This is a genomic window from Pontibacter ramchanderi, assembly GCF_002846395.1.
Taxonomy (GTDB): Bacteria; Bacteroidota; Bacteroidia; order Cytophagales; family Hymenobacteraceae; genus Pontibacter; species Pontibacter ramchanderi.
Genome location: NZ_PJMU01000005.1, coordinates 44,115 through 67,323 on the forward strand (window position 1 = coordinate 44,115; position 23,209 = coordinate 67,323).

Annotated in this window: 20 protein-coding genes and 1 riboswitch; of the genes, 10 read left to right on the plus strand and 10 right to left on the minus strand. The window is 51.1% G+C overall.

Annotated elements, in window-relative coordinates; genetic code table 11:
- Positions 1 to 48 precede the first annotated feature (48 nt).
- The 3 genes from BD749_RS18195 to gldB all read right to left on the minus strand — a co-directional run bounded on the left by BD749_RS18195 (position 49) and on the right by gldB (position 2,982).
- Complete coding sequence (locus BD749_RS18195; RefSeq protein ID WP_101447175.1) at positions 49 to 573, minus strand: DUF4890 domain-containing protein; 525 nt, start codon at positions 571 to 573, stop codon at positions 49 to 51.
- Between the two features lie 181 nt (positions 574 to 754).
- Positions 755 to 1,957 carry a glycosyltransferase family 4 protein gene (locus BD749_RS18200; RefSeq protein WP_101447177.1) on the minus strand — a complete coding sequence of 401 codons (1,203 nt, stop codon included), beginning with the start codon at positions 1,955 to 1,957 and terminating at the stop codon, positions 755 to 757.
- Positions 1,958 to 1,986: 29 nt separating this feature from the next.
- Positions 1,987 to 2,982 carry a gliding motility lipoprotein GldB gene (gene gldB / locus BD749_RS18205; protein WP_245869439.1) on the minus strand — a complete coding sequence of 332 codons (996 nt, stop codon included), beginning with the start codon at positions 2,980 to 2,982 and terminating at the stop codon, positions 1,987 to 1,989.
- 67 nt (positions 2,983 to 3,049) lie between these two features.
- On the opposite strand from gldB, the gene BD749_RS18210 reads away from it, so the two are divergent.
- Complete coding sequence (locus BD749_RS18210) at positions 3,050 to 3,727, plus strand: porin family protein (RefSeq protein ID WP_101447181.1); 678 nt, start codon at positions 3,050 to 3,052, stop codon at positions 3,725 to 3,727.
- A 99-nt stretch (positions 3,728 to 3,826) separates the two neighbouring features.
- Here BD749_RS18210 and BD749_RS18215 read toward each other — a convergent pair whose 3' ends face one another.
- The 3 genes from BD749_RS18215 to BD749_RS18225 all read right to left on the minus strand — a co-directional run bounded on the left by BD749_RS18215 (position 3,827) and on the right by BD749_RS18225 (position 6,863).
- Positions 3,827 to 5,413 (minus strand): Rne/Rng family ribonuclease, encoded by a 1,587-nt coding sequence (locus BD749_RS18215; protein WP_101447183.1) that lies wholly within the window; start codon positions 5,411 to 5,413, stop codon positions 3,827 to 3,829.
- Between the two features lie 208 nt (positions 5,414 to 5,621).
- Positions 5,622 to 6,485, minus strand: coding sequence for a tetratricopeptide repeat protein (locus tag BD749_RS18220; RefSeq protein WP_101447185.1), 864 nt, complete (start codon positions 6,483 to 6,485; stop codon positions 5,622 to 5,624).
- Positions 6,486 to 6,557: 72 nt separating this feature from the next.
- Complete coding sequence (locus BD749_RS18225; protein ID WP_007655567.1) at positions 6,558 to 6,863, minus strand: HU family DNA-binding protein; 306 nt, start codon at positions 6,861 to 6,863, stop codon at positions 6,558 to 6,560.
- Positions 6,864 to 7,217: 354 nt separating this feature from the next.
- Here BD749_RS18225 and mutY point away from each other — a divergent pair, with 354 nt between their 5' ends.
- The 9 genes from mutY to BD749_RS18270 all read left to right on the plus strand — a co-directional run bounded on the left by mutY (position 7,218) and on the right by BD749_RS18270 (position 16,811).
- On the plus strand, positions 7,218 to 8,309 hold the full coding sequence (gene mutY / locus BD749_RS18230; protein WP_101447187.1) for an A/G-specific adenine glycosylase: 1,092 nt from the start codon (positions 7,218 to 7,220) through the stop codon (positions 8,307 to 8,309).
- A gap of 110 nt (positions 8,310 to 8,419) precedes the next feature.
- A complete protein-coding gene (locus BD749_RS18235) occupies positions 8,420 to 8,887 on the plus strand; it encodes a single-stranded DNA-binding protein (protein WP_101447189.1) in 468 nt (155 codons plus the stop codon).
- A 143-nt stretch (positions 8,888 to 9,030) separates the two neighbouring features.
- Entirely contained in the window at positions 9,031 to 10,284 is a 1,254-nt protein-coding gene (gene gldE, locus BD749_RS18240; RefSeq protein ID WP_101447191.1) for a gliding motility-associated protein GldE, read from the plus strand.
- A 25-nt stretch (positions 10,285 to 10,309) separates the two neighbouring features.
- Positions 10,310 to 10,864 (plus strand): gliding motility lipoprotein GldD, encoded by a 555-nt coding sequence (gene gldD / locus BD749_RS18245; protein WP_101447370.1) that lies wholly within the window; start codon positions 10,310 to 10,312, stop codon positions 10,862 to 10,864.
- 183 nt (positions 10,865 to 11,047) lie between these two features.
- Entirely contained in the window at positions 11,048 to 11,593 is a 546-nt protein-coding gene (locus BD749_RS18250) for a DUF6252 family protein (protein WP_143741282.1), read from the plus strand.
- A 62-nt stretch (positions 11,594 to 11,655) separates the two neighbouring features.
- Positions 11,656 to 12,129, plus strand: coding sequence for a DUF6252 family protein (locus BD749_RS18255; protein WP_101447195.1), 474 nt, complete (start codon positions 11,656 to 11,658; stop codon positions 12,127 to 12,129).
- A gap of 164 nt (positions 12,130 to 12,293) precedes the next feature.
- Positions 12,294 to 14,390: an ATP-dependent DNA helicase RecG gene (recG, locus tag BD749_RS18260; RefSeq protein WP_101447197.1), complete on the plus strand. Its 2,097-nt coding sequence runs from the start codon at positions 12,294 to 12,296 to the stop codon at positions 14,388 to 14,390.
- Between the two features lie 7 nt (positions 14,391 to 14,397).
- A riboswitch (cobalamin riboswitch) is annotated at positions 14,398 to 14,595 on the plus strand.
- Positions 14,596 to 14,823: 228 nt separating this feature from the next.
- Positions 14,824 to 15,225: an acyl-CoA thioesterase gene (locus BD749_RS18265; RefSeq protein ID WP_101447199.1), complete on the plus strand. Its 402-nt coding sequence runs from the start codon at positions 14,824 to 14,826 to the stop codon at positions 15,223 to 15,225.
- A gap of 98 nt (positions 15,226 to 15,323) precedes the next feature.
- Entirely contained in the window at positions 15,324 to 16,811 is a 1,488-nt protein-coding gene (locus BD749_RS18270; protein ID WP_143741283.1) for a hypothetical protein, read from the plus strand.
- Between the two features lie 3 nt (positions 16,812 to 16,814).
- Here BD749_RS18270 and BD749_RS18275 read toward each other — a convergent pair whose 3' ends face one another.
- The 4 genes from BD749_RS18275 to BD749_RS18290 form a co-directional block, all read right to left on the minus strand.
- The gene (locus BD749_RS18275; RefSeq protein WP_101447203.1) at positions 16,815 to 17,543 is read right to left on the minus strand and encodes a glycosyltransferase family 2 protein; all 729 of its coding nucleotides are present in this window, start codon (positions 17,541 to 17,543) and stop codon (positions 16,815 to 16,817) included.
- Between the two features lie 138 nt (positions 17,544 to 17,681).
- Positions 17,682 to 19,478 (minus strand): acyl-CoA dehydrogenase family protein, encoded by a 1,797-nt coding sequence (locus tag BD749_RS18280; protein WP_101447205.1) that lies wholly within the window; start codon positions 19,476 to 19,478, stop codon positions 17,682 to 17,684.
- Positions 19,479 to 19,516: 38 nt separating this feature from the next.
- Positions 19,517 to 20,695, minus strand: coding sequence for a thiolase family protein (locus tag BD749_RS18285; protein ID WP_101447207.1), 1,179 nt, complete (start codon positions 20,693 to 20,695; stop codon positions 19,517 to 19,519).
- A gap of 92 nt (positions 20,696 to 20,787) precedes the next feature.
- The gene (locus BD749_RS18290) at positions 20,788 to 23,190 is read right to left on the minus strand and encodes a 3-hydroxyacyl-CoA dehydrogenase/enoyl-CoA hydratase family protein (RefSeq protein ID WP_101447209.1); all 2,403 of its coding nucleotides are present in this window, start codon (positions 23,188 to 23,190) and stop codon (positions 20,788 to 20,790) included.
- Between the last annotated feature and the right edge of the window lie 19 nt (positions 23,191 to 23,209).

The window sequence follows — 23,209 nt, forward strand, 5'->3', positions numbered from 1 at the left end:
CACTGTATGTGTTGCCCCCGCTATCACTATGGGATCTTATGAAAGGGTTTATTTCCCCTGTTCCTGCTTTTTGTATTCGCCTCTTTTTTTGTGCATGCCTGACTTTTTGTGCTCGCCTGATTTCATTCCTTTGCGGGCTTCGCTGCGCTTCTCTTTCATTTGCGCTTGATCGGCTTCGTACTTAGCATACTGCTCTGCCGAAAGGATGCTCTTCAGCTCAGCCTGCCATTTCTCGTAGTGTGCTTTTCGGACTTCCTGCATTTGGGTTCTCTGTTCCGCTGATTTCTCGCCGGTCGCTTTGTGACTCTCGTGCATGGCTTTCATCTCCTCCGCATGACGCTTGTTCAAAGCCTGCAACTGGTTCTTCTGCGAAGCATTCAATTCCAGCTTTTGAGCCAGTCTATCGGTTCTCATCTGGGCCATTTCTTCAGGGCTCTTTTGTGCTCTGTCCTTCATGGCTCCACGCATTTCGCTGCGAGGCTTCTGGTCCTGTGGCTTGGTTGTAGTCTGTGCATAAGCGCTTCCGCCTGCAACTAACATACCCAAGGACAGGGCTGCTATTATCTTCTTCATCTTTATATCTCCTTTAAAATTTCGGGTTGGTTCGATTAGTAACTAAACTCAGGCCTGAGTATTCTTTTGCTATACCTGCCTAATCAAAGGATGTGCCAAAAATAGAAAAAGCAATTTCATGACCCAGTAAGGGCCTGATTAACAACCATGTAATGCAGCTAATGGATAATAGCAGATCGGGCTATACCTTGTTTGCTACTCGCAACAAAATCTGCTCTACCTGAGCGGCGAGCTGCTGGCGGTCGAACTGTTGCCGCGCGATGGCCTGTCCACGTTGCCCAGCCTGTTGTCGCAAAATATTGTCTGAAAGGATTTCGCTGATTTTATGGGCCAATGCCTCGGGTTGGCCTGCAGGCGTATACCAGCCGCATGCATGCTGCTCCACAAATGCCTTGGTCCAGCCGGGGTTAGTCACGAGCACGGGCACACCGCAGGCCAGGCTATCGTAAAGTTTGGCGGGCGAATTGGATGCCAACACAGGCAGATCGTTGAAAGTAATGAGCGACAAATCCGCCAGTTTGAAGAGGGCGAAAACATCGGGCCGGGGCTGTGGCGGCAAAAGTATCAGGTTTGGCAGGCGCAACGATAGCTTTCGGAGTTCAGCATCGTAGTAGCCTCCCCCCGCCAGAACAAAAACGATATCCTGCTGATTGGCCATCAACTCGGCTGCTCGCATAATGGTGGGCATATCATTGGCCCGGCCGAAGGTACCCGCATAAAGCACCACCCGCTTCCCCTGAAGCTGATACTGTTTACGAAGCGCTTCTACCTTTTCAGGAGTTGCGGCATCGGCCATTTCAATATCTGTGCCGTTCAGGATGGTGGTTACCTTCTCGCGTGCTATACCTTGCCCAACAACATAGTCCTCCATGTCCGGAGAAAGTGTGATGATGTGGTTCGCGCTCTGGTAAAGGCTTTTTTCTAGTCTATACAAGCGCCGCTTTAACCACTCCCGTTTCACAGCACCCATCTCGATCGGAAAGCTGGGCCATAAGTCCTGCACCTCAAACACCCACGGAATGCCGCGCATCCGGGCAACGCGGGCTGCCATCCAGGGCGTTGTGAGTGGTGTAGAAACGCCCCAAACTACATCCGGCTTAGGTATGGAAAGGCCTTTGGCAAGACTGTAGGCAGCAAAACCTCCGTAGGAGACCAACCGCCTGCGAACGCCCATCTTGTTGCTGTAAGGCACCTCCTGCTCGTACAGGTCCACTCCCTCTGGCACCCACGTATACCTGTCCGTAATGCGAAGCTGCTTCCAGGCACTACTCGTTACCAGACTCACCTTGTGCCGCTTGGCCAGGTACTCCAGAAAGGTATAGTGCCTGCAGGTAGAAGGGCAGTCGGGGTTGTGGTGGTGCTGGTTGAAAATAGCTATGTGCATGCGCGCAGGTATAGAGGCGAAGTAGGATACTACCGCTTCTCAGGCTTGTATTTCGACTCGTTAAATATTTTCTGATGATCGTTATCGGCCATCAGTTCCTGCAGCGTTACCTTGGGGTTGCGCTCCATATACCTGCGCACGATCTGCCAGCCCACCCAGGTACCCAATCTTCCAGGCGAAGTGGGATCTATTTCTGGTGTGTTCGGTCGCTCACCAATGTATTTATTCACCACAAACGGACTCTTTTCATAAAGCAGTTTCTTCTCAACGAAGTGTGCCCAGATACGTCCCTCGTTATGCCGCACATCTGCCAATTGCTGCCCGCTATACCCAATGATGGTAGAGTCGGGTGCGCAGGGCATGATAGATTTAACGAAATAATAGGCCTTGCCTGTGTTCACCATTTCGGCCAGTAGGCTACGGTCCAGGAAATCGGTTTTATTGAAACGATTGGACAATAGCAGCATGGCGGCAGGCACCATGTTCGGGCGCTCGTACCGATTCAGGATGTAATCATAGGTATCGGGGCGGTAACTGGCATTTTTGCCGATGAAAAAGTCGATACCGAACACCAGCAGGCTATCGGATACCATCAGATCCTGGTTAAGGCCGGATACGAAAGTTTTTACCTGTGGCTGCCTGAACTCAGGATAGTAATATTTGATGTGCTTGAAGGCGGTTTCGAGCTGTTGGTTTTCGGTGGCCATGTCTCCAAAGGTGGTGTCGGCCTCCTGCGCTAACTTCTGGAGCTCTGGGTTAGTGGCAAGCGCATACATGGCGTTGATAACTGCCGAGTCGGAAGGATAATTTTTGCGCTGCAGGAACCGCTCCGCAAAAAAGGGATTATCGTCCAGGAATGAGGCCATATCCTGTTTGGAGCTTACCGCGAAAAAAGGCTTCTCGAGTCGCTCAATCTCTACCGATACGGGTATGCGTTCAATTTCCTCAGGTATGTCGCAACCCTCTTTCTTCTTGCAGCTAAAAAGCAATAGGATGGTTGCGAGTAATAATAATCTGTGATACATTGCCGAATATTTAATACAAAAATACAGGGTTATCCCGTATTAGAATAAATTAACGCGACAAAATAACATGCAATTCAAAAAACTAGCATTTCTGCTGCTCTTTTTGGGCTTCTCTTCCACAGCCATGGCCCAGATGGAAATCGGTATTCAGTTTTCACCTACTATTTCAGGTAACCGCTTTATAGCAGAGGACCGCCATAATTTTGAGAAGTCGAACAGCGCCCTGCGCTTAGGCGTAGGTGTGGTTGGCGACTACTTTTTCTCGAACAACTACGCTTTCAGCTCAGGGCTGATCTACCGCGGCAAAGGCTCTAAGATCAGCTATACCTATATGTCGGAGGGCGCGGATGGCACAGTTACCCCCGTAAAGGAAACTGATGAACTGACAGTGCAGTATCTTGAAATACCGGTTACGCTGAAGCTTTTCACAAATGAGATAGCGCCTGACGTTGTGTTGTACTTCCAGGTGGGCGGTGCGCTCGGCACCAAAGTATCTGGCCAGGTAGATCAGAAAAAGGTGATCAATGGTGATAAAACGGCCAAGCGCTTCAACGTCTTTGAAACGAGCGCAGTGCTGGGCACCGGCGCGGAGATGCAGCTAGGCCAAAGCACGAAACTGTTCGGTGGTGTTACCTACCTGCGTGGTCTGAGCAATATCGATAATTACTACAAAAAGCAGTTGAACGACAAGAATCTGGCCATTAAGAACAACGGCGTGTCAATTGATGTGGGCATTAAGTTCTAAGGTATAGGTATAGCAGAGTTCAAATCTCTATAACCAAAAAAGCCGCTCTGAATGAACAGAGCGGCTTTTTTGTTGCCAGTTGAATCTGATTAAAATTTTTTATTCCTGCACCTCGTTCACCTCCGTCAGGGCGGTGCGCAGTTCTATCTCTTCGCCTTTGTCGTCCATCACCTTAAAGTCGGTGATGCCGAGCGAAGTGTCTTTTACAAATTTTACCCACTTAAAGTAGTGGAAGAACCATTTCAGCTGTCTGGACACCAACCCTTTGGTATAATACGCATACAGGAAAGGGTGTACATACAGCGTGAGGCTCTTGTGGTTGTGCCGCGTAAGCAGGTCGTCTACCGCTACGTCAATTTCATCAGTAATCAGAATGCTGGCAGATATTTTACCGGTACCGTTGCATGTGGGGCAAACCTCACCGGTCACGATATTCTGCTCTGGCCTTACACGCTGACGCGTGATCTGCATCAGGCCAAATTTAGAGATAGGCAGAACTGTCGACTTGGATCGGTCCCGCTTCAGTTCCTCTTTGACTACCTCGTATACCTTCTGGCGGTTTTCAGGCGACTTCATGTCGATGAAGTCAATGACAATGATACCACCTATATCCCGGAGTCGCAGCTGACGGGCCACTTCTTTGGCAGCCATCATATTCACGTTCAGCGCGGTAGCCTCCTGATCGGTTTCGGTATTAGATTTATTCCCACTGTTCACATCGACTACGTGCAGGGCTTCGGTGTGCTCAATCACCAGGTATCCGCCGCCTGGTATGGTCACTGTTTTGCCGAAGGCAGCCTTTAGTTGCCGCTCAATGTTAAAGTGTTCGAAGGTTTTTGTCTTACCGGTATAGTGCTTCAGAATTTTAACTTTTTCTGGCGCAATGCTACCGATGTATGCTTTGATCTCGTCATAGAGCGACTCGTCGTCGACTACTATGTTGTCAAAGCTCTCGTTCATTAAGTCTCTCAGTATGGACGAAGAACGTCCCAATTCCCCGATGATCTTGTCATTGGGTTTGGCAATCTTCAGCGATTTAAAGCCTTCTTCCCAGCTATCCACCATGTTGCGCAGGTCTCTGTCGAGTTCTGCTACCTCACGGCCTTCTGCCACTGTGCGAATGATCACACCAAAGTTCTCCGGCTTGATCGAGGTGATCAGGCGCTTGAGCCGTGTACGTTCCTCTTTGCTAACGATCTTTTTGGATACGCTTACCGTGTTTGAAAACGGCACGAGCACCAGGTAGCGACCGGCAAGCGACAGCTCGCAGGAAAGACGCGGTCCTTTGGTGGATATCGGCTCTTTGACAATCTGCACTAAGACTTGTTGCCCCTTTTTGAGGACATCGGCAATCTTACCGAGCTTGTCAATTTCTGGCTCGAATTTGATCTGGTTAAGCTTTGCAGAAGCGTTCTTCTGTGTCTGTGCCGCCTTTACATACTTATTCAGCGTTTTGACATTGGCTCCCAGATCATGGTAGTGCAGAAATGCATCCTTGTGGTAGCCAATGTCAATAAAAGCGGCGTTTAGGCCTGGCATTACCTTTTTTACAGTTCCCAGAAAGATATCGCCTACAATGTAGTTCGTGTCTTTCTTTTCGTGGTGAAACTCTACGAGTCTCTTGTCCTGTAATAAGGCGATGCGCTCTCCATCCTGAGTAGAATTGATAATAAGCTCGTTACTCAATTTCTCTCAAAGATTAGTTGGATGTATAGACCAAAGCCCACAATTGCAGAAGCAATGTGGGCCTCAATAAACGCAGAAGAAATTACTTCTTCTTATGTCTGTTCTTTCTTAGACGCTTCTTTCTTTTGTGCGTAGCGATCTTATGTCTTTTTCTTTTCTTTCCGCAAGGCATAGTCTTGAAATTTTTATTAAATGATTATTTCTTTTATTACAGTTTAGCCAGGTATTCGTCAACAGAGGCTATCAGAGCAGGGTCGCTGCTCATCGTTTTCACTTTGTTGAAAGTCCTGATCGCTTCTTCTTTCTTTCCGGTCTCTGCCAGTGATACGGCCAGGTAGAAGGTACCCTCTACGTGGTCTGGATTAACGGTTACCAATTCCTGGAATCGCTCAGCAGCTTTGTCCCATTGCCCCGACTGCACCGACAGGATACCCAAATTAAACAACGCCTTCTGGTTCTTCGGGTCAGCCGAAATCACTTCACGCAGCAATGTTATACCCTGCATTGGGTTTTCGCTGGCGATGTAGGTCATGGCTACGTTTGTTTTCGCATCCATGTCCGAAGGGTTGTTCTTCAGTACCTGCTCGTACATTTTACGTGCTTTGCCACCCATTTCGCTGGCGCGCTGCTGCGTCGCAGCATACGTAAAGGCTTCGAAGTACTGGTCACCGGCTTTACGGTAGGTCTTCTCACCCGGACGGGCTTCGGCGGCCAACTCGTAATAGTAACCTGCACTGTCAAACTTACTTGCTGCAGCATAAGCGGCTGCCAGTTCATTGGCCAGCAGGCCACGCGTCTTGGCATCAGATGCTTTGTTGTAGCGGGCACGCACCGTGGCAAGCTCCATCAGCTGCTCTGGCGTCGCCATAGAATGCACTCCCTCAGCTGCAGCAGTGGCTGGGGCAGGCCCATGATCATGACCGTCATCTTCAGAGTGACCATCCGGCAAGGCAGAGGCTTGCTCGGCAGCTACAGTACTGTCATCCTTTGTTACAACCACCTTAGGCAGAAAGAACATACCCGCTGCCAAAGCGATTGCTATAACTAGAATCAGAATTTGAGCTCGTGACATGTGTTCCTGTTTTTGTAAGTGACTGTATTTTAAATGATAACCTAAAAGGCAACCGGCAAATATACGAAAGAATTAAGAATGAGCCAGTTCTTTGATCTTTTTGCTGTTCTTAATCTTGGCAATAAAGGTCTTAGACGGCTTGAAGCTTGGAATAAAGTGCTCATCAATAATGATGGAAGTGTTCTTCGAAATGTTACGAGCCACTTTCTTAGCGCGCTTCTTGTTTACAAAGCTTCCAAAACCTCTCACGTAGATGTTGTTGCCGTCAGCCATTGAGTCTTTCACTACTTTGAAAAACGCCTCGATGGTAGATTGCACATCAGCCTTATCAATCCCTGTTTTATCAGCAATTTCTGATATTACTTCTGCTTTAGTCACTTTCTTAGATTTTTATAAATTAATAATAAGTTAACTTTCTATATTTCAGGAGGAACCACAACGCTGCCGTTCTCCATTTTTCGGGGCACAAAGGTATACCTACTTTTCGACAAGTAAAAGCTTTAGCACTAAATTATTACAGATTGTGCTTCGCCTAAACCCATTGGGTTCAACCGCTTTTCGCCGAGCATCCTGCAGCAATACCCGTGCCACTATACCTCCCTCCTAACGCGAGCTATGTGCTTATATTTTAGGCAGATACCTTTATCTTACAAATTCAACACAAGTTCTTTCCAGAACAAAGCTTTATCTTTGTCTGTTTCCACTCCCTATACCAATCGCCCCATCACAGCTATGGAAAATAAACCCAGTCCTTTGTTTGCCGACACTATTATTGGCTGGTATCAGCGCCACAAAAGGGCCTTGCCCTGGCGCGAAACAACTGATCCATACCTGATCTGGTTATCGGAAGTAATCCTGCAGCAGACCCGCGTAGCCCAGGGACTTCCCTATTTTCAGCGCTTTGCCGAGGCCTACCCGACCGTGCAGCAACTGGCAGCCGCCCCTCAGGACGAGGTACTCCGCCTCTGGCAGGGGCTTGGCTACTACTCCAGGGCTCGCAACATGCACCATACCGCTCAGCAGATCGTGCAGGAGCATAGCGGCGTATTCCCAAGCAAGTATGAGGGGTTGCTGAAGCTGCGCGGGGTGGGCAGCTATACCGCGGCGGCCATTGCTTCTTTTGCTTTCAGAGAAAAAGTGGCCGTGCTCGATGGCAATGTTTTTCGGGTGTTGGCGCGGGTATTTGGCCTTTCAGAAGATATCGCAGCTCCTTCCTCACGCAAAGTGTTTCAGCAGCTGGCCAATGAGCTTATACCTGCCGAGGCGCCCGACACTTTCAACCAGGCCATTATGGAGTTTGGGGCCATCCAGTGCACACCTGTAATGCCCGACTGTCTGTTTTGTCCACTGCAGCAGTCCTGTTTTGCTTTTACACACGGCCTGGTGCAGGAGTTGCCCGTTAAGTCGAAAGCCAAAGCCGCCCGGCAGCGCTTTTTTCATTACTTGGTGTTTGCGCACGAGGGCGAGTATTACATGCGCAAGCGCATGAGTGGCGACATCTGGGAAGGACTGTACGATTTTTACCTGCACGAAAGCGACACAAAAGCACTAGACATCAACAGGCTATTGAAGGAATTGAACGAGGCAGGTATAGCGGTGCATGAAAATCACCTTTTACCGCCTCGCAAAGAGTACAAACACGTGCTGAGCCACCAGAAAATCACGGCTCGTTTTTACCTTGTCCGGCTCGATTCTCGTTTAAGTGAGGAGATTTTGCAGGAGGCGCGACTGGCACCTTATTCATCTGAAAAAATAGAGGCCCTACCGAAGCCAATTCTTATCAACAGCTATTTGAAAGATGAGAAGATTTTACTAAATTTATAAACTGAAACTTTTCTGTCTGCAAATGCATTCTAGAGGTTCAGTAGCCATAATTGCCTCCGGCTTGGTTGTCGGAGTAGCCCAAATCAATTTACTATTAAACAAAAAAAGACATGGCAAGTGTAAACAAAGTAATCCTTATCGGAAACCTTGGTAAGGACCCTGAAGTTCGTCACCTCGAAGGCGGCGTAGCTGTAGCGCGTTTCCCGATCGCTACTTCCGAAACATTCAAAGACAAAAACGGCGAACGCCAGGAGCGCACCGAGTGGCACAACATCGTGCTGTGGCGCGGTCTGGCCGAGGTAGCCGAAAAGTACCTGCGCAAAGGGCAGTCTGTCTTCATCGAAGGCAAGATCCGCACGAACAGCTACCAGGATAAAGAAGGCGTGCAGCGTTACAGCACCGAGATCGTGGCTGATAACATGACCATGCTCAGCGCACGCGAAGGCGGCAATGGTGGCACAGGAAGCTTCCAGGGCGGTGCTTCTTCACAACCTTCAGGACAGAGCAGCGCTGCCGCATCCGGCAAGGGCAATGCATCTGCCTTCCAGAACGACGAGCCAGACGACCTGCCGTTCTAACCTATGTTTAACCTAACTATCTAGTTTTGGACAGTTTAGATTCCGGAGACCCCCTAAGTTATAGCCTACTGCAACTTTTACAAAGCGCAACAGCTTTACTTAGAATTGAATATATCGCAGCCATCTCGGTTTGCTTTATCTTATTGCTGCTCTCTGCCCTCACTTCGGGGGCGGAGGCAGCTTTTTTCTCGCTCTCGCCGCAAGAGATCGAGAAAGCCAGAACGAGCAAGAACAAGAAACTCCAACTGGTGCACCACCTCCTGCAGAGTCCACGCCAGCTGCTGACCTCGCTCCTGATCATCAACAACGCTATTAATGTCAGCATCATTACGCTCTGCGCCTACATGGCGTGGCAGGTAACGAATGTTACTTCCTTGTCGGCTACCGCTATGTTGACTAGTGTGCTGGTGGTTACTTTCCTGATCGTTTTCTTTGGCGAAGTACTGCCTAAGGTATACGCCCGCAAGCACGGGACCGCTATTGCGGAACGCATGGCTCCTACTCTTTCGGCTCTGGCTCCCCTTCTGAAGCCCCTGGCCTGGTTGCTGACTCGCATTAGTGCGTATATCGACAAACGCTATCGGGTACGGTCTTATAACCAAACCCTCGAAGAGCTGCACCATAGCCTGGACGTGGCCCTCACCAACGAAGAAACCTCACCGGAAGAGCGCAAGATCCTGCGCGGCATTGTCAACTTCGGCTCGATTACGGTGAAGCAGATCATGCGACCTCGGATGGATATTGTGGCCTTTCCGCAGAGCGCCACGCTGCCGGAGTTGCTCCCACAGATCATCCAATGGGGCTATTCGCGTGTACCGGTCTACACCGAGAGCACCGACAGCATCGACGGTATCCTGTATGTGAAAGACCTGCTGCCTCATCTCGATAAGGGGGCCGACTTTAAGTGGCAGAACCTGATCAGAGTGCCTTTCTTTGTGCCGGAGACGAAGCACATCTCGAACCTGCTGCAGGATTTCCGGGAAAAGCATGTGCACATGGCCATCGTGGTGAACGAATACGGCACAACGGTAGGTCTGCTGACCATGGAGGATGTGATTGAGGAGATCGTAGGTGAAATTAACGACGAATTTGACGACGAGGACGAAATCATTTACTCTCAACTCGACGAAAATACCTTTATCTTTGACGGTAAAACATCCCTGCACGACTTTTGCAAGATCACCGAAGTTCCGTTTGATGCCTTTAACGAGGTGAAAAGTGAGCATGAGACGGTGGCTGGCCTGATGCTGGCACTATTTGGCCGTATACCTGATGTGGGCGAGGAAGTGTCTTATGGACGCTACCATTTTACGGTTGAGTCGGCGGACAATAAGCGTGTAAAACGAATCAAGATTAATGTCGCAAGTAAAAAAGAGCACTATCATAAAGTCAGCTAAATTGCAGCTGGCCCTGTGGGCAGGTATGGCCCTGGCCGTTGCCGGCTGCTCCGCCGAGTACACCCCGAAGCCAAAAGGCTATAACCGCATCGATCTGCCCGAAGCTGCCTACCAGCAATTGCAGGACGAGCACCCCTATACCTTTGAGTATTCGAAGTACGCCAAAATTCGCCCTGATTCCTCACTGATCGCACAACCGCACTGGATCAACATCATTTACCCGAGCCTGGGCGCTAATGTGCAGCTGACGTATAAGGCCATCAACAACGACCCGAAGATGCTGAACAACCTGATTGAGGACGCCCGCAAGCTGACCGGCAAACACCAGATAAAGGCTTACTCGATTGAGGAAACGGAGATCAGAACGCCGCAGGGTGATGTTGCTTCCGTGTTTGAGTTGGAAGGTGAGATTCCGAGCCAGTTTCAGTTCTATGTAACCGACACGACCACACATTTCTTCCGGGGGGCACTCTACTTCAGAACCGCCACACAGAATGACTCGCTGGCACCTGTGATCGAGTATGTGAAGAAAGATATTGTGCACTTGCTGAACACGCTGAGGTTTAAAGACAGGAAATAGGTTTTCTTTGACAAAAGAATTTGTGACAAAAGGCTGTAGGTATACCTGCGGTCTTTTTTTGTTTAAAGTATCCATACCCTGTTTTAAAATAGTCCTACAGGTATAGCGTAAAAAAGGAAGATCACCATAAGCATATTTATAATGATATAAGGTATATTTAATATGCATTTCAGTTCTGCCGCTATGAAGCAAATTCTCATACTTATCCTACTGCTTCTGTCACTGGTGTTTGCTGCCTGCAAGAAAGACGAGCTGAAACTGCTGCCCGATGCTACGCAAACAGGCGCCAACACCATGGGAGCTATTGTGAATGGTAAGGCTTGGGTGGCCGATGGTGGCACGGGCTTTAATCCTCCTGATCCTGTTGAGGGTGGTTATCATGGAACTTATTCTTATGATGCTACCCGTAACAATGTACTTATTAGAGCTTACAAGAAAGACAAAACAGGCTTTCAATTTTACCTTCGTAATGTATCTCAGCCCGGAGAGTATCCCTTAAATACTACCACTAACTTGTTCGGCGGTGAACTGAGTCAGCCCCAGAATTACGGAGCTTACTACATACCTGGTAAGCTGTATATGACCACCAGCAGGTACACGGGCAAGGTCATCATCACAAGGGCAGACACCGTTAACAAGATTGCGGCAGGCATCTTCGCTTTCAAGGCAGTTCATGGGAAAGATACAGTAGCGGTAACCAACGGCCGCTTTGACGTCAGTAACTTCTGAGGGGTAGCGCAGTACTACTTACGTTCCAGCGCTCACCGCATGAAACATAACAGTTGCTATCTATGAAAAACAAGCTCTACTTGCTGTTGCTTCTTGCTGGCCTATTTGCCTGTTCCAAAGACAGCTTTTGCGACGAATCATTTTGTGTCAGAATAAATGGTAAAAGATGGTGGCCGAGCAGTGGCTTTAAGACGAATTCTCTTTCATTTACACTGACGGATAATGGAAGTATATTCTGGTTCAGCGCTCAAAACGGCTCTACTTCCCTCTTAGTAAGTGTAAGAGATACAATAAGAGGAATCCAGGTAAGGGAGTATCAACTGGGAGAACATTTCAACGCAGGTTATTATACCGAAGATTCTAACGAGGATTTCCGCACGGATCAATCACATACAGGCTCTTTATCCATAGCATCGATAGATAGTTATAAAACAACAGTCTCCGGTACGTTTCGCTTTAAAGCCCGTAACGCCATGACGGGGGAAGTTGCTGAAATCTCCAATGGCAGTTTTAATGCAACGTACTACGAGTATTAACCCCAGTATTGGATTCGATCGACAAGGATTTTATAGACTTTCTTACATACCACTACCACTCACAAAGCATAAAGCCCTGCCAACGCTTACACCTGTCGGGGCTTTTGCTTATTTTTGTAAGGTATACCTGCTATACCTTATTTACCTAACCTGAGCGTAGACCCTTGAACAACTTCTTCCATACCAAGATCGAATTCCTGAAAGGCGTGGGGCCGCAGCGGGCTGAGCTGCTGCAGAAGGAGCTCAACATCTATACCTATGGCGACCTCATCCAGCACTACCCTTTCCGGTACCTCGACCGCACCCAATTCTACAAAATAGCGGAGCTGGACGAGAGCATGCCCTATGTGCAGGTGCGCGGGCGCGTGCGAGGCAAGGAAGTGCTCGGCGAAGGCAAGAAGCAACGCCTGGCCGCCACGTTGGTGGACGAAGACGGTAGCGAGATGGAGCTGGTCTGGTTCAAAGGGGTGAAGTGGATGCAGAAAACGCTGAAAAACCATACGGACTACATCGTATTTGGGAAACCTACATCCTTCAATGGCAAATGGAACATGGCCCACCCGGAGCTGGAGGAACTGGCAGAGGAAAAGCAAACGGCCGCTTTTCTGCAGCCGGTATACCATACCACCGAGAAACTGAAGGCATTCCGGGTTGAGAGCAAGACGATCTCCCGCATCATGGAAATGCTGCTAAAGGTAGCGGTACCGAATATAAACGAAACGCTTTCCCCGGATTTGATCGACCACTACCGCCTGATGAGCAAACGGGACGCGCTGATCAACATCCACTTTCCGCAGTCGGTCGAGAAGTACAATGCGGCCAAATTCCGACTTAAGTTTGAGGAGCTTTTTTACATACAGCTGCGCCTGCTGCGCCAGAAAACCGTACGCCGCGCCGATCTGGCTGGGCAGGTATTCAAGCAGGTGCCTACCGTAACGGAGTTCTACAAAAACCACATGACCTTCGACCTGACCAACGCACAGAAGCGGGTGATCAGGGAAATACACAAGGACCTGACGGCTGGCAAGCAGATGAACCGCCTGCTGCAGGGCGATGTGGGCTCAGGCAAGACCATCGTGGCTTTCATCACCATGCTCATCGCCGCCGACAATGGGGCTCAGTCGGTGCTGATGGCTCCTACCGAGATACTGGCCGACCAGCATTACACCGGGCTCAAAGAGTTTGCCGACCGGCTAGGTATAAACATTGGTAAACTGACAGGCTCTACCAAAACCAAAGACCGTAAGGTACTGCACGAGCAGCTGCGCTCCGGCGAGATGAAAATGATCGTGGGCACGCATGCCCTGCTGGAAGATGTGGTACAGTTCCATAACCTGGGCCTTTGCATTGTGGACGAGCAGCACCGCTTTGGGGTGGAGCAGCGCTCTAAGCTTTGGCGCAAGAACCCACGCATCATCCCGCACGTGCTCGTGATGACAGCCACGCCTATACCTCGCACCCTGGCCATGACGCTCTACGGCGATCTGGATGTGTCGGTGATCGACGAGATGCCGGCCGGCCGTAAAGAGATCGTGACGGTGCACCGCTTCGATTCGCACCGCCTGAAGGTGTTTCAGTTCGTGCGCGACCAGATCAAGTTGGGCAGGCAGGTATACATCGTGTACCCGCTCATAGAAGAGTCGGAAGGGATGGATTACAAGGATTTGATGGACGGTTACGAGAGCGTGCGACGCGCTTTTCCGGAGCACCAGGTGAGCATGGTGCATGGCAAGCTGAAGGCGCAGGACAAAGACTACGAAATGCAGCGCTTCGTGCGCAACGAAACCCAGATCATGGTAGCCACTACCGTGATCGAAGTAGGCGTGAACGTGCCGAATGCTTCCGTGATGATCATCGAGAGTGCCGAGCGCTTCGGTCTGTCGCAGTTGCACCAGTTACGGGGCCGTGTGGGGCGTGGTGCGGAGCAGAGCTACTGCATCCTGATGACAGGGTATAAGCTTAGCAAAGACAGTAAAACCCGCCTCGAAACGATGGTGCGCACCAACAACGGCTTTGAGATTGCCGACATCGACCTGAAGCTGCGCGGACCGGGTGACCTGATGGGGACGCAGCAGAGCGGCGTTCTCGACCTGCTCATTGCCGACCTGGCCAAGGATGCTCCCATCCTGCAGGAGGCACGGGCAGCGGCACAGCGTGTGCTGAACGAAGACCCGCAACTGGATCAACCACAGCACCAAAACATCATGCGCCACATCAAATCGCTCAGCGTAAACACGATCAACTGGAGCCGCATCAGTTAAAAATTCCTATCTTTACGGCGTTGGTGGTACCGCAGCCAGGTATAGGCTGGGGTTTAAAAAGGAACCGTGTGCAAATCACGGGCTGACGCGCAACTGTAAGTAATGATCAATTGCTGCTAAACAGTAGTCCATTGTCCGGGAACCGGATGAGAAGGACGGCAGCTATGTTACAAGCCAGGAGACTTGCCTCAACTATTATTCACGCATGCTTTCGCGCCTGAAGCCTGTGGTAGCATAGTAGTCATCTCCTGCGGCCTGAGTTGTCTTTGCCATGCAGGTACGCTCACTCCCTCTCCACATCCATACCTGCGCCGGCATGCCAAAATCACCCGTGTATGTCGCTGATCGATCACATCGCTATCCACCTTGTAACCACAGCTAAAGCTGTGCGACGCGGCATACCTGTATTTCAGCAACACCAACCCCATATAGCATGAATTTACAGAAACGTATTACCGATTCAGAAACGCGCATCTTCAAGGCAGTTTTCCCGAACACAACCAACCACTACGACACACTGTTTGGCGGCACCGCCATGCAGCTGATGGATGAGGTGGCTTTCATAACGGCTACCCGATTCTGCCGTAAAAGGGTAGTCACGGTATCGTCCGACAAAATAGACTTTACGCAGCCTATACCTGCCGGCACCATTGTGGAGCTGATCGGGCGGGTAAGCAGTGTTGGCAATACCAGCCTGAAAGTGCAGGTAGAGATCTTTGTCGAGGAAATGTACTCCAGCACACGGCTGAAGGCGGTACACGGCAGCTTTACCTTTGTAGCCATCGATGAGCACAAGCAGCCAGTATCTGTATTGGCCGAGGAGGTGCAACTGTAAACCTATACCTTTGATTTACGGCCTGTGACTAGCCTATACCTCGTTCCACGAGAAACAATTTTGATTATATTAGCTCCTGAATATCTATCAGAACAAACATGCAGTTACCTGTTAACCTTACTCCCTTAAGGGCATTGCGCCTGTTAGTGCTTCTGCTCCTGGCCACAAGCTATGCAGCCACACCGGTATCGGCCCAGGGCAAAAAAGCGGCTATACCTTTCAGCTACATACCTGACAATACCGAAGACCAGTACAACCAGACTATCCGCAGCAAAACGCTCCCTCTGGGCGCTGATGGCTTCGTGATACTGAGCCGCAGCAAACCTTCGGAGTATGCCATTGAACGCTACAATGCCGCCCTCAAGAAAGCCTGGTCTGCCAGCGTGCCCCTCGCCGCTGAGGAAACGGTAGAGGCTTTCACGAAGAACCAGGACGCGGTGCTGCTGATCACCCACCGCACCAACGAGCAGGGAAACCAGGTGCTGTATGCGCATCGGGTCGATTTACGGAGCGGGCAGAAAGATAAACCGGTCCTACTGCTCGAAGCGCCGGCTGACGTGCGCAAAGCAGGTATAGCCACTTCACCGGACGGCAACCGGCTGCTGGCCTATCGCTTTAATGTAACGGGAAACCAGGTGGTGCAAGGTATAAGCGGCAGCCTGTATGATAGCAAACTCCAGAAAACAAAGGACACCAAGTATAACCTGAGCGACCTGCGTGGCATTGTATCAGCAGAAGTGGCCCTAAACGACGCTGGCGACCAGTTCATCAGCCTGATCTCGGAGAACATGGAACGACTGACCGTGCGCCAGTATACCCTCAAGTCGCCGGAGGTAAAAGGGATGTCGGTGCTGGTGGGCGGCACTTTCGATGGCAAGAAGGTATACATTATGGATAGTAAGTATGCACTGCAGCCCAATGGCAACCTCTATGGCGTGGTGCTTACCGCCGACGAAAAAACCGGTGACTACTACAGCCTGAAGTCCGTAAAGTTCGATTTTGAAAACGAAGACATGGTGTTTGCCGAGGAATTCCGGTTTACACCCGAGTACCTGGCCAGCATAAATAAGCTGGACAAAAGCGGTGCAGCCAAAGCCAGCCGCCTGGAGGATATTTACCTGACCGACCTGATTCTGACGCCTGAGGAGAAGCTGATTGTGCTGGCTGAGAAAAAGTACATGGAAGGAGGCGAAAACTCACCCTACTATGCCAAGGAGATACACCTGTTTGCCTATGATCAGTTTATGGGTACTGCCTGGAGCTCTGTGCTGATGAAAAACCAGAAAGCACCGGCCGACGAGGCTTTCTCCGGTATATCGTACCGCTATAACTTGGCTGGCAACACGCTGCATTTACTCACGCTGGAAGAGCTGGAAGGCAAGCACGACCTATACCTGCGCCGCATTGATACCACCACCGGCAAAGCCGAATCCCCTAAAGCTGCCGGCTTAAACGTGGCCAAAGGCGAGGACACCGCCTACGTCAAAGACTTCACGGCGTGGCTAAGCGAAAAAGACCTCGTAGTGGTGGTGCGACCATCCAAAAAAGCGAACAGCCTGCAGCTCCGTCGCCTGCAGATCAAGTAAAAGCTATAGTTTTATACCTGCAAAAAAGCGCGGCCACTCTCTGGTCGCGTTTTTTTGCTTTTTGAGCCTTCGGGTAAAGGAGCCCAGTTGCACCAGCATGTGCACAAATCCCACATAATCCACAATCTCAATGTACATCTTAAGCTCCCGGCGAGACCCCTCCAACACGCCAAGCTTGTCTACCTTGTAAGTATTCATGGCCGACCAGGGCACCCAGCGCACTAATTTGTGATGCTTGATCATGTAGCGGTTAATGGCTACCTCCAACTGGTAACGCGCCACAGGTTGGACCAGCACCTGCTCCAGGTCATGGCGCAGCAATAGCCGCTCTCCGGATAACAGAATGTCGCTACGGTACCAGCGCACAAACCAAGGCGACCGAATACGACGCAAAATGAGCATATCGACTTGGGCTGTTTGCCCGAAAGCGCTGACGGCCTTTTCTAGCTCGACTCCATTTAACTCCTGCAGGTCGGCATCCATTAGCAATACCAGTTCGTGCTGCACAAACTGTAGCCCGTATTGTATGGCAGCTGCCTTGCCCCGGTTTTGGCTGAGCCGGATGACCTGCACCATAGGCCACTGGCGGCTTATCATGGTGGCAGTGTTGTCAGATGATCCATCGTCAATGCAAATAACCTGCTGTATACCCCGCACTTGCGTTACCACTTGCAGCACGTGTGCAATGCGGTCCTGCTCATTGTAACACGGAATCAGACAGGTCACTTCCATACCTTTAAACTTTCTTATCGATCCTCTCTACAAATAATACGTACCTCGCCACATGAAGTAATTTACCACACTACCTTGCAAACAAAAAGGCTGCCTCCTACGGAAGCAGCCTTTCCAAAACTATAGATTTGTCAGAATCTAGTATACAAACTCATTTGCCTCGATCATGGAAGCCGCAATACGACGACGGGCTTCTTTGGTATTGTAGAGGTCTTTTTTGGTGAAACGCTTCAGGCCCATGAACAACAGGCGTTGCTCATCACCCTCTACCATGGAGGCAATAGCGTCCTTCCCTGCCAGGTAAGCGGTATCCACGGCATCGTTCACGGTCACGCGCACAATGTCGATCTGGTTTGCTACGGCCTCCTCACCTTTCATACCTACCAGCTTCTCTACGCGCAGTAGCGTCGATTCAGCCACATAGGTTTTGATAGCCATGTCGGCGATGTTCATCAGGATCTCCTGCTCTTTAGCCAGCGAGTTCATGTATTTCTGCACAGCCGTGCCTGCTACCATCAGAATCGCTTTCTTCAGGTTACGGATGGCTTTGTGCTCGGCAGCGAACAGCCCCTCCTCTTCCGACCCAAAGTCAGGTATAGCCATCAGTTCGCTCTGTACCGCCTGGGCTGGGCCCATCAGGTCGAGTTCGCCGTTCATGGCTTTCTTGAGGATCATGTCAACGGTAAGCATGCGGTTGATTTCGTTGGTACCCTCGAAGATGCGGTTGATACGGGAGTCGCGGTAGGCACGGTCCATTGGGTAGTCAGCTGAGAAGCCGTAGCCACCGTAAATCTGTACACCCTCGTCCACCACGTAGTCTAGTACTTCAGAGCCTTCTACTTTTAGCATGGCGCACTCCACGGCAAACTCGCGGGCGGCACCCAGCATGGCTTCGTTCTCGCCCTTGCCAGCTGTTAACAGTTCCTGCTCTTTGCGGTAGATGTCCATACCACAACGGTACAGCGCCGACTCCACCGCGTAGATGCGGATAGCCTGCTCCGCCAGTTTGTGGCGGATAGCGCCAAACTTCGAAATTGGCAGTTTGAACTGCTGACGCTCGTTGGCATACTTTACCGACAGGTCCACCACTTTCTTGGAGGCTCCCAGCGTAGCTGCACAAAGCTTGATGCGGCCGATGTTGAGGATGTTGAAGGCAATCAGGTGACCTTTGCCGATCTCACCCAGCACGTTTTCTTTCGGTACTTCGCAGTCCGACAAGAATACCTGGCGTGTAGACGAGCCTTTGATACCCATCTTATGCTCCTCGTTGCCAAGGCTCAGACCTGGGTAGCCTTTCTCCACAATAAAGCCCGTGAATTTATCGCCGTCCACCTGCGCGAACACGATAAACACATCTGCAAAGCCAGCGTTCGTGATCCACATTTTTTGTCCGTTGAGGATATAATGTGTACCAGATTCGTTCAGAACAGCTTTGGTTTTGGCCGCCAAGGCATCAGAACCAGAGCCTGGCTCGGTGAGGCAGTACGCCGCCGCCCACTCACCAGAAGTCAATGGTGGCAGATACTTAGCTTTCTGCTCATCGGTGCCGAAGTACAGGATAGGCAGCATGCCTATACCTGTGTGCGCCGCGAAAGCCACCGGGAACGAGTGTCCCCCGCCTACCGATTCCGTTACCAGCAGGGAGGTGTTAAAGTCCATGTTCAGGCCACCGTACTGCTCCGGCATTGATACCGCGAAAAGTCCCAGTTCACCGGCCTTCTTCATCAGGCCTTCCATCAGCCCTTCCTCGTGGTTATCGAGACGGTCGAGCAGCGGGTTCACTTCTTCACGCACAAAGTCCAGACAGGTCTGCGCCATCATGCGCTGCTCCTCACTGAACTCGGCAGGTATAAACACGTCCTGCGGATTTGTTTCTTTGATCAGGAATTCACCACCGCGGACAGTGGCTTTGTTTTTATCTGTTACATTTTCCATGGCAGATTATGATTAGTGTTTTAGGTACAGGTTAGTATTTACTTCAGTAATTCAAATATGCCAGCTACGCCTTGGCCACCGCCAACGCAGGCGGTCACGATGCCGTGCTTGCCGCCGGTGCGGCGCAGGTCGCTGAAGAGCTGCACGCTCAGCTTGGCGCCAGAGCAACCCAGTGGGTGACCGAGGGCAATAGCACCACCATTGATATTCAGCTTGGCTGGATCAAATTCCAAGTGACGCATCACGGCGATGGACTGGGCCGCGAAGGCTTCGTTCATCTCGATCAGGTCAATATCGTTGAGGGTCATGCCCGCTTGCTTCAGGGCTTTCGGAACGGCGGCGATCGGGCCCATACCCATGATGCGCGGATCCACGCCACCGGTGCCGTAGCTTACCAGGCGGGCAATTGGCTCCAGGTTCAGTTCTTTCACCATGCGCTCGCTCATCACAACCACAAAGGCAGCCCCGTCAGAAGTCTGGGAAGAGTTACCGGCTGTTACCGTACCACCAGCCGCAAACACGGGCTTCAGACGCGCCAAGGCCTCTATAGAAGTATCGGCACGAGGACCTTCGTCGGTATCTACCACGTAGTTGCGGGTTTTCTTCTTGCCATTCTCGTCGAGGTAGGTTTCCTCTACCGTTACCGGCACGATCTGGTCTTTGAAGTAACCGTTTTTGATGGCATTGATTGCCTTTTGGTGCGAATGGTAGGCAAATTCGTCCTGGTCTTCACGTGAAACCTTATAGTCTTGTGCCACGGCCTCAGCGGTAAGGCCCATGCTCAGGTACCAGTCCGGATTGTTTTTAGCGATCTTGTAGTTCGGCACAGTCTTCCAACCGGCAGTCGGCACCATCGACATCGATTCGGTACCACCTGCAATGATGCAGTCGGCCATACCTGCGGCAATGCGGTTGCAGGCAATGGCAATAGTCTCCACACCCGAGCCGCAGTAGCGGTTCACGGTCATACCTGAAACAGACATCGGCAGTGACAACAGGGCGATCATACGACCGATCTGCAGGCCCTGCTCCGCTTCCGGCACGGCGTTTCCTACGATCAGGTCGTCTACGCGCTCGGGGTCAAGGGCAGGCACAGAGGCCAGTAGGTGTTTGATGACATCAGCGGCCAGGTCATCGGGTCTGGTGAACCGGAAACCGCCACGGTTGGCCTTGCCCACTGCGCTACGAAATCCGGCTACGATATATGCGTTGTTCATATTTTCTAATTGCTAAATTGTTAAATGGCCGATTGTTGATTCTTCAGTATTGCGGATGAAGAGCACAATCATTACTCATTATTCATTAGTCATTAATTTCTTAGCGGCTTGCCTGTGGTCAGGATGCTCTGGATACGCTCCAGTGTCTTGCGCTCGCCGGTCAGTGACAGGAAGGCTTCGCGCTCCAGGTCCAACAGGTACTGTTCGCTCACCTCGGTTGGGGCCGACAGGTCGCCGCCGCACATCACGTAGGCCAGCTTTTGTGAGATCTTCAGGTCGTGTTCCGACATGTAGCGGCCAGTGAACATCGCGTTGGCACCCGTCAGGAACATACCCAGCGCGCCACGGCCCTGCACCTTGATGTTTGTGCGCTGGATCGGCTTGGTATAACCAGCCTCTGCCAGTCTTATGGCCTGTGCCTTGGCATCGGCTATCTGGCGGTTGCTGTTCACCGAAATGCCGTCTGACTTACGGATGTAGCCCAGATCAATTGCCTCTTTCGCTGAAGTGGAAACTTTGGCCATACCAATGTTGAGGAATACGTTTTTCAGGTCGTTCAGCTCGATGTCGCCATCAGCGTACATGTCGGCCGCGCGCAGCGTCATTTCTTTGGTACCGCCACCGCCAGGTATAAGGCCCACGCCAAACTCTACCAGACCCATATAAGTCTCGGCAGCCGCCTGAATATGGTCGCAGTGCAGGTTCAGTTCGCAGCCACCGCCCAGCGTAAGGCCGTGCGGCGCGCCTACCACAGGTATAGCCGAGTAGCGCATGCGCATCATCGTGTTCTGGAACTGGCGGATGATCATGTTCAGTTCATCGTAATCCTGGTCCAGCGCATACATATAGATTAGTCCCACGTTGGCACCGGCAGAGAAGTTGGTGCCCTGGTTGCCGACCACCATACCGCGGAAATCTTTCTCGGCAAGCTCAATGCCTTTGTTCAGCGCCATGATTACGTCGCCGCCCATGGTGTTCATCTTGGTGTGGAACTCCACGTTCAGGATGCCGTCACCCAGGTCGATGATGGAGGCACCGCTGTTTTTCCAGATCAGTTTATTACCGCGCAGGTTCTCCAGGATGATGAAGTTCTCCGCGCCAGGTATGGCCTTGTATTCTTTGCTGTTGATGTCGTAATAGCGGCGGTTGCCGTTCTCTACAACGTAGAAGGACTCTTTGCCATGCTCCAGCATCTCCTCTACCCAACGGGCCGGCTGGTAGCCGTTTTCGATCATGCGCTGCACCCCTTCACGGGCACCGATCGCATCCCAATACTCAAACGGACCCAACTCCCAGCCGAAGCCGGCACGCATGGCATCGTCGATGCGGTAGAGTTCGTCAGAGATTTCCGGTATGCGGTTGCTTACGTACTGGAACAGCCCATAAAGCGATTCGTTGAAGAATTTAGCAGCCTTGTCCTCTTGTTTGGAGAACGCCTTGATACGCTTTTTCAGATCTTCGATCGGCTTGAGCACTTCCAGGCTCTGGAACTTAGCACGCTGCTTCGGGCCGTACTCCATGGTGTTCAGGTCGAGCGTCAGGATCTCAGTTTTACCCTTCGCGTCTTTTGTCTTTTTGTAAAAGCCCTGACCTGTCTTATCACCCAGCCATTTGTTCTCTACCATCTTCTGCAGGTAGTCCGGCAGCTTAAACAACTCGCGCGACTCGTCCTGCTCACCCGTTTGGTACAGGCCATTGGCTACGTTCGCCAAGGTGTCCAGACCCACCACGTCCAGTGTTCTGAAAGTGGCTGACTTCGGACGACCGATCATCGGGCCCGAGATGCGGTCCACCTCGTCCACATTCAGGCCGAGCTTGTTCATCACCTGCAGGCCCTGCATGATGGCGTAGATGCCCACGCGGTTGGCGATAAAGGCTGGTGTGTCTTTGGCCAGTACCGTGGTCTTGCCCAGGTACAGATCGCCGTAGTGCATCAGGAAGTCGACAACATCCTGATCCGTATCTGGCGTAGGTATGATCTCTAATAACTTAAGATAACGAGGCGGGTTGAAGAAGTGCGTACCGCAGAAGTGTTTCTTGAAATCGTCGGAGCGACCTTCCAGCATCATGTGGATAGGTATACCGGAAGTGTTGGAGGTGATCAGGGTGCCCGGCTTACGGTGCTGCTCCACCTGATCGAACACTGTCTTCTTGATCTTCAGGTTCTCTACCACTACCTCAATGGTCCAGTCAGCCGTGGCAATCTCCTTCATGTTGTCCTCAAAGTTGCCGGTCTGGATCAGGCGGGCGTCGGACTTGCGGTAAAGCGGCGAAGGGTTGGAGTTGATGGCAGCCTGCAGTGCACTGTTCACAATGCGGTTGCGAACATGCTTACTTTCCAGCGTCAGCCCTTTTTTCTCTTCGTCGGGGGTAAGTTCGCGCGGTACGATGTCGAGCAACAACACCTGCACGCCGATATTGGCAAAGTGGCAGGCAATGCGGGAGCCCATGACACCAGAGCCCAGCACGGCTACTTTCTTAATAATTCTTTTCATAGAAAAAGCTTGATGGTCT